Origin of the sequence: Phenylobacterium sp. Root1290, assembly GCF_001425305.1 — a bacterium.
Lineage (GTDB): Bacteria > Pseudomonadota > Alphaproteobacteria > Caulobacterales > Caulobacteraceae > Phenylobacterium.
Genome location: NZ_LMEE01000001.1, coordinates 1,310,359 through 1,324,621, shown reverse-complemented (window position 1 = coordinate 1,324,621; position 14,263 = coordinate 1,310,359). Strand labels below are relative to the sequence as shown.

Genomic DNA, 14,263 nt, shown 5'->3' with positions numbered 1-14,263 from the left:
GGCGTCATGGAGCAGGTGCGGCGTCATCCGTTGCTGGACTCGATCGCGGGGCAGGTCGTCAACCTGACCGGCCTGATGCTGGTGATCCTAAGCATCCCCGCCTTCCTGATCCATGAAACCTGGTCGGAGCAGGAGGCGATGCGCCAGGCCTGGAGCATCGCCGGGCCGGCCTGCCCAGTGGTGCAGGCCTCGCCGACCTCGTTCGGCGACAAGGGACCCAGGAGTTTCGAGTACGGCGCCGTCAGGTTCGAACGACGCTATGGCCACGCCAGCTGCGTGGCGCCGCCGGAGCGCGGCATGGTGAGCGAGAAGACCTATCGCGTCTGCCAGTTCAGCGCGCCGTCCACCCTGGCGGTGACCAGCGGCGGGCGCACGGTCGTGTACAAGCCGGGGACCGGCCGTCGCGCCACCGTGACCGTGAGGGACGGCCAGATCAGCTGCGTGGTCGGCGGCTGGTTCAGCGGCTAGTCCCACTCCCGCATCGATAGTCCTCTTCTGGAAACCACCCGCACAAGTACGTTGAGAGTAATTCGCATTCTCCGCTATAGAGCGCGGTCTGGAACAGGACGTGTCGGGGATTGCATGACTAAGGGTAGCAACGTCGCGCGGATCGCGCGTGGAGGCCTGTTGGCGGCGGGGGCCAGCATGCTGGCCTTGATGGCCGGAGGACAGGCGCTCGCTGACGACGCCGCCGCGACCGAAGTCTCCGAACTGGTCATCACCGCGGCGCGGACCAACCTGCCGGCCAGCGCCCTGCCGATGACGGTGGACGTGGTCGACTCCACCGCCCTATCGCAGCAGGTCTCGATCAGCGGTTCGATCGTCGATGCGGTGTCCGCGCTGTCGCCGTCCTTCTCGCCGACGCGCCAGAAGCTGTCGGGCAGCGGGGAGACCCTGCGCGGCCGCTCGCCGCTGTTCGCCATTAACGGCATCCCGCAGTCGACCCCGATCCGGGACGGCTCGCGCGACGGCTTCACCATCGACGCCTTCTTCATCGATCATGTCGAGTTGATCTACGGATCGAACGCTCTGCAGGGCATCGGCGCCACCGGCGGCGTGGTCAACCAGGTGACCGTCGGCCCGCCCAAGGAAGACGGCCTGACCGGCCGCGTGCTGGTCCAGGCCAGCACCGACGCGCGCGCGCACGGCGATGGCCTTGGCTGGAAGACGGCGGGTCTGGGCGCCTGGCGCAGCGGCGCCTTCGACGCCACCCTGGGCCTGGCTTACGAGGCGCGCGGCGCCTTTTACGACGGACACGGCGATCGGATCGGCGTCGACAACACCCAGGGCGAGATCCAGGACTCGGTCAGCACCTCGATCTTCGGCCGGTTCGGCTGGCAGATCGACGAAAGCCTGCGCCTCGACCTCGTCGCCAACCGCTTCGAGCTGAAGGGCGACGGCGACTATGTGATCGTGGCGGGCGACCGCACCAAGAACCGCCCAGCCAGTTCGGTGCGCGGCGCGCCGGAAGGCCGGACGGCCGCCAACAAGGTCGAGACGGTCTCCCTGGCCCTGACCGACAACGACCTGTGGGGCGGCGATCTGAACGCCCAGCTGTTCTACAACCGCACGCGCGACACGTTCGGCGGAGACCGCAGCGCCACCTTCCAGGACGTGCGCCTGGCTCCGGTCGGGACGCTGTTCGACCAGTCCTCCAACGAGTCCGAAAAGCTCGGCGCCCGCGCCAGTTACGAGCGTGAAGTGCCGTTCGTGCCCGGATTGAACGCGACGCTGGGCCTCGACACCCTGCGCGACGAGACCGCGCAGTCGCTGATCGCCACCAACCGCGTCTGGGTGCCGCCGACCGAGTTCCGCAGCGTCGCGCCGTTCGTGCAGGCCAACCTCGCCCTGTTCGGCGACAAGGTGCATCTGGCTGGCGGCGCCCGCTATGAATCGGTGACCTTGAAGGTCGGCGACTACACCACCCTGGCCACCTACGGCTCGCGTGCGGTCAGCGGCGGCGAGCCCAGCTTCGACGCCACGCTGGTCAATGGCGGGATCGTGGTGAACCCGGTCGAGGGCCTGCGCCTCTACGCCAGCTACGCCGAGGGCTACACCGTGCCCGACGTCGGCCGAATCCTGCGGGCGGTGAACCGCAACGGCGTCGACGTCGACAGCTTCCTCGACATCAGCCCGGTGGTTTCCGACAACCAGGAAATCGGCGCCGAGTGGAAGTACGGGCCGATCGAGGCCAGCGCCGCCTACTTCTGGTCCAAGTCCAAGCTGGGTCAGCTGCTGGTGCTCAACCCGGCCACCGCCGTCTACGACGTGCAGCGCCAACGGGTGGAGATCGAGGGCCTGGAGCTCAACGTCACCGCCAGGACGCCTGTGCCCGGGGTCAGCGTCAACGCCGGCTACGCCAAGCTGAAGGGCCGTGCCGACAGCAACGGCGACGGCAGCGTCGACATCGACCTCGACGGCGCCAACATCTCGCCTGACCGCTTCAACTTCGCGCTGATCTATCAGAGCGGTCCGCTGGCCGCTCGTCTGCAGAGCCAGTCCTATCTGGAGCGCAGCTTCGACGGCGCAGATCCGCGCAACAGCTTCGGCGGCTACACGCTGGTCGACGCCTCGGTCCGCTATGAGGCAGGGTTCGGCGACGTGATCTTCAGCGTGCAGAACCTGATGGACGAGTACTATCTGAGCTACGCCTCCGACACGAGCAACCCGACCGACAACCTGCGCAACTTCGCGGGCCGCGGCCGCAGCTTCACGCTTGGGTTCGAGCGCAGGTTCTGATGGGAACGCTGCGGCTCCTGCACCGATGGGCCGGAGGCCTGATCGGCCTCTTCCTGGCGGTGCTGGGCCTCTCGGGCGCGCTGCTGGTCCACAAGGACGACTTCCTGCGCGCGACCCTGCCGCACGCCGCCGACGCGCAGAACCAGGACACGGCGGCGGTTGCAGCGACCGTTGGAAAGATATTCTCAGGGCCCGATGCGCCGCGTTCCATCGTGCTGGCCAGCGAGCGGCTGGGGCTGCATCGCCTGAACTATGTCGAGCCCGCGCGCGGGGCCTATGCCGACCAGAGCGGCGAGATCGTCGCGGCGTGGTCGTCCAAGTGGGAGCGACCGGAGATCTGGCTGTTCGACCTGCACCATCACCTGCTGGCCGCCGATGTCGGCGAACTGGCGGCCGGGATCATGGCTCTGGTCGGCCTGGGCTTCGTGGTCACCGGGGTGATCCTGTGGTGGCCGGCGCGGCGGCTGTTCGCCCTTCGGCCATGGCCTTCGAACCTGAGCCGCAACGGCGTGGTGCGTCAGCACCGCGACCTGGGCGTCGTGACCGCGCCGCTGCTGTTCGTGTCGATGCTGACTGGGGTGATGATGACCTTGCCGGCGGTCGAGGACGTGCTGCTGGCGCCGTTCTCCAGCCCTGCGGTCATGGCCGAGGCGCAGAAACCGCCCAAGACCGAGGGCGGCCCGAAGGCGGCCGACATCGACTACGCCGCGCTGCTCGAGGCGGCGCGGGCGATGTATCCCGACGGCGAACTGCGGATAATCAGCCTGCCGACCAAGCCCGGCGGCCTGATCTCGCTGAGGGTGCGCCAGCAGGCCGAATGGCTGCCCAACGGCCGCACCATGTTCTGGTTCGATCCCGCAGATGGCCGGCTGGTCGCCAGCCGCGACGCCCTGACCCAGCCGCTGGGCGTGCGAATCGCCAACGCCGAGTATCCGATCCACGCCGCCAAGGTCGGCGGGCTGCCGTATCGGTTGGTGATGACGCTCTCGGGTCTGTCGCTCGCCCTGCTGGGATCCCTGGCGGTCTGGACCTTCTGGGCGGGACCCAAGACCCTGAAACGCAAGCGCAAGCGCCCGGTCGCCAAGCCCGCGGCGGCCTAGCTCGGCGAACCGCGCTCTCAAATGTCTGGCGGCCGGTATGGTCGCGCGGCTAAGCTCGGCTGCATGAACCCGCGCATTTTCGTTCTGACCATGGTGACGTTCGCGTTCGGGTCCGGAGCCTTCATCTTCGCCGGCCTGCTGGAGGCGCTGGCCGCCGACCTTGGCGTGACGACGGCCGTGGCCGGGCAGTTGCAGACGGTGTTCGTGCTGACCTCGGCGGTATTGGGGCCGGTGGCCGCCTGGCTGTTCGCGCGGGTCGACCGCAAGATCATGGTGATCGTCGGCCTGAGCCTTGGCCTGGTGCTGCACATCGCCTGCGCCCTGACGCCCAACTTCGAGGCGCTGATGGTGCTGCGGGCGCTGGCCGGCCTGGCTGGCGCGATGTCGGGTCCGGCCGCCAGCGTAGCGGCCGCTTCGCTGGCTCCGCCCGAGCGGCGCGGCTCGGCCCTGGCCATGGTTTCGGGCGGCATGACACTGGCCTTCGTGATCGGCATTCCTATCGGCAGCGTCGTCGGCGACCTGTTCGGTTGGCGGGCGACCTTCCTGACCGCGGCGACGCTGTCGGCCATCGCCCTGGTCGGGGTGCTGTTCTTCCTGCCGCGGGTGCCGGCGCCGCCGAAGCGCGCCGGGGGAACCCTGGACCTGCCGGCGATCTGGCCGCTCTACCTGACCACCTTCCTGGCCTTCGCCGCCAACATGACGCTGAACCTCTACATCGCGCCGATCGTGCGGGTCGGGGCGGGCGTCACCGGCGCAGGGGTGGGCGCCTTCCAGTCGATGATCGGCTTTGGCTCCATCCTCGGCCTGTGGCTGGGCGCGCGGGCGGCCAACCGTGATCTCGGGCGCAGCTGGATCCTGATCGGCTTTGCGATCCAGGCGACGGCCATGACCATCCATTTCGCGGCCACGCACCAGGTCGCCCCGGCCGGCTGGCCGAGCGCGACGCTGGTGGCGCTGGGCATCTTCGTGGCGGCCACGGCGCTGTTCTCGATCACCCCGGTGATCCAGGCGCGGCTGATCTCGATGACCGAGGGCGCGCCGGTGGCGCTGGCCCTCAACGGCTCGGTGATCTCGGTCGGCCAGGCGCTGGGCTCGGCCATGGGCGGGCTGGCTCTGGCGAGCTACGGCGTGCCGGCGATCCCGGCGGTGGCCCTGGCCATGTCGCTGGCGGCGCTGATGACCCTGGCCTTCGTGTTCCCAAGGCCGCAGGTGGCCGTTGGTGAGAAGCCGTAAGACCCATCGCGGCTTGCGGTAAGGAAGCCGGAGGGGCGAGCCCCTCCGGCAGTGATTGGCCTAGTGCCTCAGTTCGCGGGCGCCGGCCATTCGCCGGGCCCGGCCCCGACGCACGGCCTTTTGACCGACGAGGAAGCGCACCAGTTGGCGATCATCGTCGTCATCCTCGATGCCTTCGCCCTCGTCCTCGTCTCTGCGCTCGCTGAGCACGTGGGCCAGGACCAGTCGGCGCAGACGCCGCCGGCGCCTGGCGCCGCCGACCAGGACTTGAGCCAGACGCCGATCCTCATCGCCGCCTTCCTCGTCCTCGATACCCTCGTCCTCATCTTCTTCGCCGCGTTGACGGAGCATCTGGGCGAGCACCAGGCGACGCAGACGCCGCTTGCGCGCGGCCCCGCCGACCAGGAGGCGGGCGAGGTTATGATCCTCGTCGTCGCTTTCCTCATCCTCGATGCCCTCGCCCTCGTCTTCGTCGCCTCGTTGACGGAGCATCTGGGCGAGCACCAGGCGCCGAAGTCGGCGCTTGCGCACGGCGCCGCCGACCAGGAGGCGGGCGAGGCGCTGGTCTTCGCCGCCGCCTTCATCTTCGTCGATGCCTTCATCCTCGTCGTCGGCTTCGGCGCCACGCTTGTCGCTGATGAGACGGGCGATCAGCAGCCGCCGCATGCGCTTGCGGCCTCGTATCTTGCCGCCGGCGAGCAGGCGGGCGATGTCGTCGGTGTCTCTGCCATTGCCGTCATAAGTCGTGTCAAACGTCATCGAGTGCTCCTCGTGTGTTTGCTGGTAGGCCGCGTCGAACGGCACGCTGGCCGGACGGCGCGGTTCGCTTCATCCCCGACTTGACGTGGGTGTTTAGTGGTCGGCGCCGGCGTCGGAGTTCCGGTCGCGGCTCGCGGCCCGCTCGATCAGCGTTCCCACGATCGCGGGGCTCAAGACATCGAACTGGGTTAGGCGCTTGGCGGCGCTTTCGGCGATTAAGGAACGCAACAGCATCCGCGACAGCTCGGCGTCCTCTTCGGACTCCGGAGTTTCTTCGCCCCGGGCCTGCTGGCCCAGAACGCAGGCGACGCCAGCCTCGAACGCCCGTTCAACGATGTCTCGCAATGTGGCTTCAGGCTTCAGCTCGGAGAGGCGGGTGCGCTCTTCATCGGAGAGCGCCCGTCGATCGCCGGAGGCGTCCATGCTCTCGATGCTGATCACCCGTCCCGTGCCGGGATCGACGTTGATGGATAGGAGCGGCGCGACCGCCTGTTCGGACGATCCGGCGGAGGCTTTTTTCCTGCCCGTCGTGGCTGACGATTCCGCGGCGAAAGATGGGTGTTCGTCGATTGGGGACACGGTGACCTCCATGCCTTTCCCCCGTAGTTCAGTAGGCTACGCGCCCGGCGCGAGGCAGTCTCCTAGGTTCATTGCCCACGGGTAGACCCCCCCGCCCACCGCAGGGGGCGGGCGCATCGATCGAGACCCATCGAAGGTCGCGCCGTAGGGATGACAACGTGTTCGATCAGGCGGGCGGCGGCCAGAGCCAACCGCCATCACCGCGAAGCTAGGTTTCTGGGCAGAGCCGGACGCGGGCCCTAGACGTCGACCTCGGCGTCCAGGGCGTTTTCCTGGATGAACTCGCGACGCGGCTCGACCAGGTCGCCCATCAGGCGGGTGAACATGTCGTCGGCGTCGTCGGCGTGGGTCACCTTGACCTGCAGCAGGGTGCGGGCGTCGGCGTCGAGCGTCGTCTCCCACAGCTGGTCGGGGTTCATCTCGCCCAGGCCCTTGTAGCGCTGGATCGACAGACCGCGACGGCCGGCTTCCATCACCGCGTTGAACAGGTCCAGCGGACCGCGGACGGTCGCGGTCTTGTCCTTGCGGGTGAAGGTGGCGACGCCGTCGAAGGTCTCGGCCATCGCCGCGGCGCGTTCGGACAGGCGCCGTGCGTCGGCGGCGTGCAGCAGCAGGTCGTCGAGCACGATGCGTTCGGACACGCCGCGCTTGATCCGCGAGAACACGTAGCCGCCGGTGGCGGCCTTCTCGCCGCTCCAGCTGCCGTCGCCTTCCTCGGCGTAGAGGTCCATCCGCTTGGCGGCCTTGTCCAGGTCGCCGCCGTCTTCGGCCAACAGGCCGGCGATGGCCGCCTGCTCGATGGCGAAGGCCGGCGCGCGCGAGGACAGCCGCTCGACATTGGCCTTGGCGCCGCGGGCGCTCTGGACCAGGGCGAGCAGGTCGGCGCCGATCAGGCGTTCGCCGCTCGACAGGTCGAGGGCCGCGCCGTCGACGCCTTCGTCGATCAGGTAGTTCTCAAGCTCGGAATCGTCCTTCAGGTACCGCGACTGGCGGCTCTTGGTCGCCTTATAGAGCGGCGGCTGGGCGATATAGAGATAGCCGCGCTCGATCACCTCCGGCATCTGCCGGTAGAAGAAGGTCAGCAGCAGGGTCCGGATGTGGGCGCCGTCGACGTCGGCGTCCGTCATGATGACGATCTTGTGGTAGCGCAGCTTGTCGATGTTGAAGTCGTCGCGGCCGATGCCGGCGCCCAGCGCCGTGATCAGGGTGCCGATCTGGTCGGACGACAGCATCTTGTCGAAGCGGGCGCGCTCGACGTTCAGGATCTTGCCGCGCAGCGGCAGGATGGCCTGGTTCTCGCGGTTACGGGCCTGCTTGGCCGAGCCGCCGGCGGAGTCGCCCTCGACCAGGAAGACTTCGGACTTGGCCGGATCCTTCTCCGAGCAGTCGGCGAGCTTGCCGGGCAGTGAGGTGATGTCGAGCGCCGACTTGCGGCGGGTCAGTTCGCGGGCCTTGCGGGCCGCTTCGCGCGCGGCCGCGGCCTCGGCGATCTTTTGGACGATCAGCTTGGCTTCGTTCGGATGTTCCTCGAACCAGGTGCTGACGCCTTCCGACACCAGGCTTTCGACGGCCGGGCGCACTTCCGAGGAGACCAGCTTGTCCTTGGTCTGCGACGAGAACTTCGGGTCGGGCACCTTGACCGAGAGCACGCAGGTCAGGCCTTCGCGGGCGTCCTCGCCCGACAGCGAGACCTTCTCGCGCTTGGTCGCGCCCGAGCTCTCGGCATAGCCGGTGATGATGCGGGTCAGGGCCGAGCGGAACGCCGCAAGGTGAGTGCCGCCGTCCTTCTGCGGGATGTTGTTCGTGAAGCAGAGGACGTTCTCGTGGTAGCCGTCGTTCCACCAGAGCGACAGGTCCAGTTCGACGTTGTCCTTCTTGCCGCGGACCACGATCGGGGTCTTCAGCAGCGGGGTCTTGGCCTTGTCCAGGTGGCGCACGAACGCCTCGATGCCGCCCTCGTAGTGCAGCAGCTCGACGAAGGGCTCGGCCTCGCGGTTGTCCTTCAGCCAGATGGTCACGCCGGAGTTCAGGAACGCCAGCTCGCGCAGGCGGTGCTCCAGTGTCTTGCGGTCGTATTCGATGAACGCGAAGGTCTCGGTCGAGGCCATGAAGGTGACCTCGGTGCCCGACAGGAACTCGCCGTTCTCGCGCAGCGGCGCGTCGCCGGTGATCACGAGGGGCGAGACCGCGTCGCCGCGGCGGAACTCCATCTCGTAGGCCTTGCCGCCGCGATAGATCTTCAGGCGCAGCCAGTCCGACAGCGCGTTCACCACCGAGACGCCGACGCCGTGCAGACCGCCGGAGACCTTGTAGGAGTTCTGGTCGAACTTACCGCCGGCGTGCAGCTGGGTCATGATGACCTCGGCCGCCGAGACGCCTTCGCCCTCGTGGATGTCGGTGGGGATGCCGCGGCCGTCGTCGGTGACCGTCACCGAGCCGTCGGCGTTCAGGATCACCTCGACGCGGCTGGCGTAGCCGGCCAGGGTCTCGTCGATGGCGTTGTCGACCACCTCGTAGACCATGTGGTGCAGGCCCGAGCCGTCATCGGTGTCGCCAATGTACATGCCGGGGCGCTTGCGCACCGCGTCCAGGCCCTTCAGGACCTTGATGGACTCCGCGCCGTACTCGGCTTGCCCATTGGACTCGGGGCCGTTGGATTCGCCTTGGGTTTCGTCGGTCATACCGTATCCAGAATCGCCAGGTTCGAGCCGTCCACATGGACGCCCTGGGCCCGGCCCTTCAAATCCTCGAAGAGATGCTCGTCCGTGCCGGTCAGGAACGCCTGCAGCCTGAGCGCCTCGATTTCGTCGAAGAGCGCGGCCCGTCGGCGACGGTCCAGATGCGCTGCGACTTCATCCAGCAACAATATAGGGTTTGGAGCCGATTCTGCACGCGAAAGACGCGCCGCCTGGCCCAAAACCAGGTTCAGAATCAGGGCTTTCTGCTCACCCGTCGAGCATTCTGCCGCAGGACGGTCCTTCTCGGCGTGAATGACGGCCAGATCGCCGCGGTGCGGGCCGGTCAGGGCGCGTCCGACGGCGGCGTCGCGCTCGCGTGCGGCGGCCAGGGCGCGGGCCAGGCGGGCCTCGATTTCGCCGGTCTCGACGCCGTCCAGGGCCATCCGTTCCCAGTCGCCGGTCAGGGCCAGGCGGGCCTGCGGAAACGGCCGGTCGCCGCGGCTGTCGATCTCGGCCTGCAGCGCCGCCAGCGTGTGGGCGCGGGCCTGCGCCATCAGCGAGCCGGCCTGGGCCATGCGCGCCTCCAGGGCGCTCATCCAGGCGGGATCGGCCGGACCGTCGGTCAACAGCCGCATGCGCTCGCGCTGGGACTTCTCGTAGGCGTTGGCGTAGGTCGCGTGGCCAGGCTCGCCCGCGAACACCAGGCGGTCGAAGAAGCGGCGGCGATCGCCCGCGCCCTCCAGGAACAGCCGGTCCTGGGCGGGGGTCAGCCACACCTGGCGCTGGTGGTCGGAGAGGCGGCCCGGGGGCACGGGTTCGCCCTCCAGTCGGACGGTGCGGCGGGCGGCGCCGGCGCTCTCGACCCCGGTGCCGATGCGGACCGGCTCGCGGTCCTGTTCGATCACCGCCGCGACCGCCCAGGCGCGACCCTGGGCTTCGCCGGGCTGGCGCCGGCCCAGCTCGGCGCCGACCGCGCCCCGCAGGCCCCGGCCCGGCGTGAAGAGACTTATCGCCTCCAGGAAGTTGGTCTTTCCGGCCCCGTTCGGCCCGACCAGGAACACCGGCCGGCCGTCGAGCGCGAGCTCGGCCCGCTCGTAGGAGCGGAAGTCCGTCAGGGTCAGGCGGGTGAAGGCGGTGGTCACCGGCGCGTCATAGCGGGTTTCGCGCGCGGGCGCGAAGGCTTGAGCGGTCGGGCGGATCGACTAGGCTGCGCGCGGAAGTTGCGGGGGTGCGATGCGTTCGGTCAGGGTTTGCGCGGCGGCGCTGTGCGCGCTGGCGTGGTGCGCGCCAGGCTACGCCGCGCCTCGCCCATCGGTGGTGACCAATCCCGATTGGCTGGATCGGCCCAGCGGCGCCGACATCGCTGTCGTCTATCCCAAGGCCGCGATGGCGTTGCAGATCACGGGCCGGGCGACAGTATCCTGCCAGGTCGACTCCTATGGGGCTTTGGAGGGGTGCAGACAGGATGGCGCGCAGCCTGCGGGGCTAGGATTTGGCGAGGCGGCGCTGGCGCTGACCAGCAAGTTCCGGATGAAGCCGAAAACCGTTGATGGCCGACCGGTCGCTGGAGGCGAGGTGCGAATTCCGATCCGCTTCGTCCTGCCCGAGCGCGTACCCCTTCCGGCTACACCCGCGTCGGCGTCGCCTGAAGTTCTCGCGGCCGCGCACAAGCTGGTGGCCGTGATCGGCATCGAATCCAAGGTCGCGCCAGCGATGGAGGCGGCGTTGAAGGCCACGCCGCTGGAGAGCCCGGGCGTGGACGACGCGACGGTCGAGGCCGCGCGTGCGGCGTTGTTGAGTGCGCGGCCGATGGTCAGCGCAGGATTCACGAAGGCCTTGCCACAAGCCTACGCCGCGACCTTCAGCCTCTCGGAGCTTCGGGCGATCAGCGACTTCTTCGAGACGCCGACAGGGCGGCTGATGGCGAGCGGCAAGTCCGACACCGGGAAAATGTTCAACGCCGCGCTGATCGGCGGGGTGGTTCAGATCCTCAAGCAGGCCCGCGCCGAGTTCTGTCAGGCCCGCAATTGCGATGCGACCGCGACCCCGGCGGACCTGCGCGCCCTTGAGGCTGCAGCCGCGACGATCGATCGGCCGGAGTGGACCGAAGAGCCCAGCGTCGCTCTGCGCTGGGCAGCCTATCCAGGGGCGGCCAAGGTCATGGGCGTGGGGGGCTGGGCGCAGCTGAAGTGCAAGGTGGACGGCCTGGGCCTTTTGGCTGACTGCGCCGTCACGATGGAGCGGCCCGCCGGGTTGGGTTTTGGCGCGGCGGCGCTGTCGTTGACGCCCCGGTTCCGGCTGGCGCCGCGCCAGATGGTTCAGGGCGCGGCCGGCGAGACTGTGGCGGTCACGGCGCCCTTCCCGGCGCTGCCGACGCCCGACGCTCCGGCCGGCGCGGCGCCGAGCACAGCGAAGTCCCTGACCACCGCGCGGCTGTTGGTGTCTGAGGACGCTGACAAGGCCAAGACGCTAGGGCAGGCCGCATTCGACAGAATGCTGTCCGCGGCGGGGGGCGCCTCTCCGCCCGCTGTCACCGCCGAGGCGGCCGCAGCGCTCGACAAGGCGTTCGAAGACTGGCTACCGACCATGCTGGAGTTTTCGGCCGTCGCCTATGCCGAGGCCTATACCGAGGACCAGATGCGCGAGCTGTTGGCGTTCCGGCGCAGTCCCGCCGGCCGCGCCTGGGTCAGTCGCCAGGCGCAGCTCAACACCGCGGTTGCGGCGAGGATGACGGCGATCGGCGAAGACGCGATGCTTCAGGCCCGCAAGGTCTTCTGCGAAAAGCGTCCGTGCGAGCCTGGCTGAGCGCTGCGGGTCAGACCCGCAACGGCATCAGCACGTAGCGGACGTCGGCGTCGACGGGGTCGAGGACCAGGGCCGGATCGTTCGGGCCGCCGAAGCGGAACTCGGCGGTCTCGCTGGCGATCTGATCGGTGACGTCGAGCAGGTAGCGGGCGTTGAACGACAGTTCGAAGGCTTCGCCGTTGTAGTCGACTTCAAGCTCTTCGACGGCTTGGCCGGCTTCCATGTTGCGGACGGTCAGGATGATCTTGCCCGGCTCGATGGCCATGCGCACCGACCGGCTCTTCTCGGCCGAGATGGTGGCGACGCGGTCCACAGCCTTGGCGAACAGCTTGTTGTCCACCAGCATGATGCGGTCGTTGCCCTGCGGGATCACGCGGCTGTAGTCGGGGAACGAGCCGTCGATGACCTTCGAGGTCAGGGCCGCGCCGTTGAAGTCCAGGCGGATCTTCTGGGGGCTGAGCTGCAGGTCGACGTTCTCGCCAGCGTCTTCCAGGAGGCGGCGGGCTTCGCCGATGGTCTTGCGCGGGACGATGACGCCGGGCGTGCCCGCCGAGCCCTCGGGAGCGATCATCTCGGCCAGGGCCAGGCGGTGGCCGTCGGTGGCGACGGCGCGCAGCTTCTGGACGCCGTTGTCGACCACGGTGTGGAGGTAGAGCCCGTTCAGGTAGTAGCGGGTCTCTTCGGTCGAGATCGCGAAGCGGGTCTTGTCGATCAGGCGGATCAGGTCGCCCACATCGACGCCGATGCGGCTGGAGAGGCCGTCGGAGGACATGACCGGGAAGTCGCCGGCCGGCAGCACCGGCAGGTTGAACCGCGAACGGCCCGCGGCCACGGTCAGGCGCGGATCCTCGCCGGTGAAGCTCAGCGAGACGTCGGCGCCTTCGGGCAGCTTGCGGACGATCTCATAGAGGGTGTGGGCCGGCGCGGTGATCTGGCCGGGCTGATCGACCTGGGCCAGGGCCTCGTCGATGATCTCCATGTCCAGGTCGGTCGCCGAGAAGGTCAGGCGATCGCGTTCCGCCGACAGGAGGACGTTCGAAAGGATCGGGATTGTGTTCCGGCGCTCGACCGCGCTCTGCACATGCCCCAGCGCCTTCATAAGCGCCGCCCGTTCAATCGTAAGCTTCATGTTCCGGTCCGCATCTCTCCAGGCGCCGGCGCCAAGGTGGGCCGGGCCCCCTACGCTGGAGGGACTTGGGACATTAGCCGAATTGCGCATCGGTGGAAGAGGGTGCGGCCAACTGAACGCGGGAAACCCTTCAGGCCTTGGCGATATCGAAGCGGACGGCGGAGCGTCCGAAGTCCACGGAAACGGTCTCGAACTGGGTCAGCAGGTCGATGCCGATCATGATCGTCGGGGTCTCGTGCAGGTCCCAGAGCTTGAAGATCGGCATCTCGGAGAACACAACCGGCACGTTTCCCAGATTCAGGCCGCCCAGGCGGATGAACGGCAGATAGAGCTGCTCGCCGCTGAAGCGCTCGCCGGCGATGGAGATCAGGCCGACCTGGCTGGAGCGCTGCACGGCGGTGGGGTCGGCGCGCATGATCAGCTTCCGCAGCGCGGCGTTGCCGAGCGAGAACTGCGAGCCGGAATCGATCATCGCGCTGATCGACCGGCCGTTGAGGTCGGCGTCGACGATGGTGAGCTGGCCCGACTTGCGGCGGGCGGGGACGACGACCCGGCCGTGGGCGCTGGCCTCGCGCTTGGACCTGGTGATTTCCAAGGTGTTGCCGGCGAATCCCATCACCAGCCGCTGGCCCTTCAGCCAGTCGATTCCGAGCACGCCGTCGATGTCGAAGGAGGACATCGGCAGCACCGGAGCCTCGACGTTCCGGCGCACGCGGGTCCCGATTTCGAGGCGGTCGAGCGTCACGCTGGGGCGGCCGCGGCGGCCGACGATGGTGTGGACCTGCAGCTCGCGGCCCTTGGGCAGGGCGAGCTTTCCGGCCAGCTCGGAGGAGATGCAGGAGACGTTGGCGCCGGTGTCGACCATGAAGCGATAGGGGCCCTGGCCGTTGATCGTCACCGGGGCGGTGATGTGCTCGAAAAGCTGCCGGGTGATGGCGATGGTGGTCGGCGTATCGTCAGGTTCTGGCGCCGAGCTCTCAGGAACCTGCCCGAAGGCCAGCTGGGGCGTGGCCAGCAGCAGTCCCCCGGCGGCGGCGAGCCTGCCGAGCGCGAGGCGGCGAGTCTGCGACCCGACCAGCACGTTCTGCTCCCTAATCGTTCAGGCGAAGCCTACGCCCGATCCTGGAAACCGTCAATTTTTCTAGGGGGTTAGGACCGCCCAGGGTTGCGGCCGGGGCGGCGGGACGCGAGCCGCCGGGGCGGGCGTGGCGACGGGGTTGCAGCGGCGCTCGCGACCGGCG

General features: G+C 68.7%; 11 protein-coding genes. 6 read left to right on the top strand and 5 right to left on the bottom strand.

Annotated elements, in window-relative coordinates:
* Nucleotides 1-6 precede the first annotated feature (6 nt).
* The 5 genes from ASC79_RS06435 (at nt 7) to ASC79_RS21005 (ending at nt 5,915) form a co-directional block, all read left to right on the top strand.
* A complete protein-coding gene (locus ASC79_RS06435) occupies nt 7-468 on the top strand; it encodes a hypothetical protein (protein WP_056024509.1) in 462 nt (153 codons plus the stop codon).
* Nucleotides 469-582: 114 nt separating this feature from the next.
* The gene (locus ASC79_RS06430; protein ID WP_056024512.1) at nt 583-2,739 is read left to right on the top strand and encodes a TonB-dependent receptor; all 2,157 of its coding nucleotides are present in this window, start codon (nt 583-585) and stop codon (nt 2,737-2,739) included.
* The gene (locus tag ASC79_RS06425; RefSeq protein ID WP_082531953.1) at nt 2,739-3,839 is read left to right on the top strand and encodes a PepSY domain-containing protein; all 1,101 of its coding nucleotides are present in this window, start codon (nt 2,739-2,741) and stop codon (nt 3,837-3,839) included. Before ASC79_RS06430 ends, ASC79_RS06425 begins: the two co-directional genes overlap by 1 nt.
* 63 nt (nt 3,840-3,902) lie before the next feature.
* The gene (locus ASC79_RS06420) at nt 3,903-5,072 is read left to right on the top strand and encodes an MFS transporter (RefSeq protein ID WP_056024515.1); all 1,170 of its coding nucleotides are present in this window, start codon (nt 3,903-3,905) and stop codon (nt 5,070-5,072) included.
* A gap of 144 nt (nt 5,073-5,216) precedes the next feature.
* Nucleotides 5,217-5,915 (top strand): hypothetical protein, encoded by a 699-nt coding sequence (locus ASC79_RS21005; protein WP_156378449.1) that lies wholly within the window; start codon nt 5,217-5,219, stop codon nt 5,913-5,915.
* Nucleotides 5,916-5,924: 9 nt separating this feature from the next.
* Here ASC79_RS21005 and ASC79_RS06410 read toward each other — a convergent pair whose 3' ends face one another.
* From ASC79_RS06410 to recF, 3 genes are all read right to left on the bottom strand, one after another.
* Nucleotides 5,925-6,422: a hypothetical protein gene (locus ASC79_RS06410; RefSeq protein ID WP_056106229.1), complete on the bottom strand. Its 498-nt coding sequence runs from the start codon at nt 6,420-6,422 to the stop codon at nt 5,925-5,927.
* A gap of 227 nt (nt 6,423-6,649) precedes the next feature.
* Nucleotides 6,650-9,091 carry a DNA topoisomerase (ATP-hydrolyzing) subunit B gene (gene gyrB / locus ASC79_RS06405; RefSeq protein WP_056024527.1) on the bottom strand — a complete coding sequence of 814 codons (2,442 nt, stop codon included), beginning with the start codon at nt 9,089-9,091 and terminating at the stop codon, nt 6,650-6,652.
* Entirely contained in the window at nt 9,088-10,230 is a 1,143-nt protein-coding gene (gene recF / locus ASC79_RS06400) for a DNA replication/repair protein RecF (protein ID WP_056024530.1), read from the bottom strand. Before recF ends, gyrB begins: the two co-directional genes overlap by 4 nt.
* 91 nt (nt 10,231-10,321) lie before the next feature.
* Between recF and ASC79_RS06395 the strand changes: the two genes are divergently transcribed.
* Entirely contained in the window at nt 10,322-11,893 is a 1,572-nt protein-coding gene (locus tag ASC79_RS06395) for a TonB family protein (RefSeq protein WP_056024532.1), read from the top strand.
* Nucleotides 11,894-11,903: 10 nt separating this feature from the next.
* Here ASC79_RS06395 and dnaN read toward each other — a convergent pair whose 3' ends face one another.
* Nucleotides 11,904-13,022: a DNA polymerase III subunit beta gene (dnaN, locus tag ASC79_RS06390; protein ID WP_056024535.1), complete on the bottom strand. Its 1,119-nt coding sequence runs from the start codon at nt 13,020-13,022 to the stop codon at nt 11,904-11,906.
* 130 nt (nt 13,023-13,152) lie between these two features.
* Entirely contained in the window at nt 13,153-14,103 is a 951-nt protein-coding gene (locus tag ASC79_RS06385) for a retroviral-like aspartic protease family protein (RefSeq protein WP_056024538.1), read from the bottom strand.
* Nucleotides 14,104-14,263: the final 160 nt, after the last annotated feature.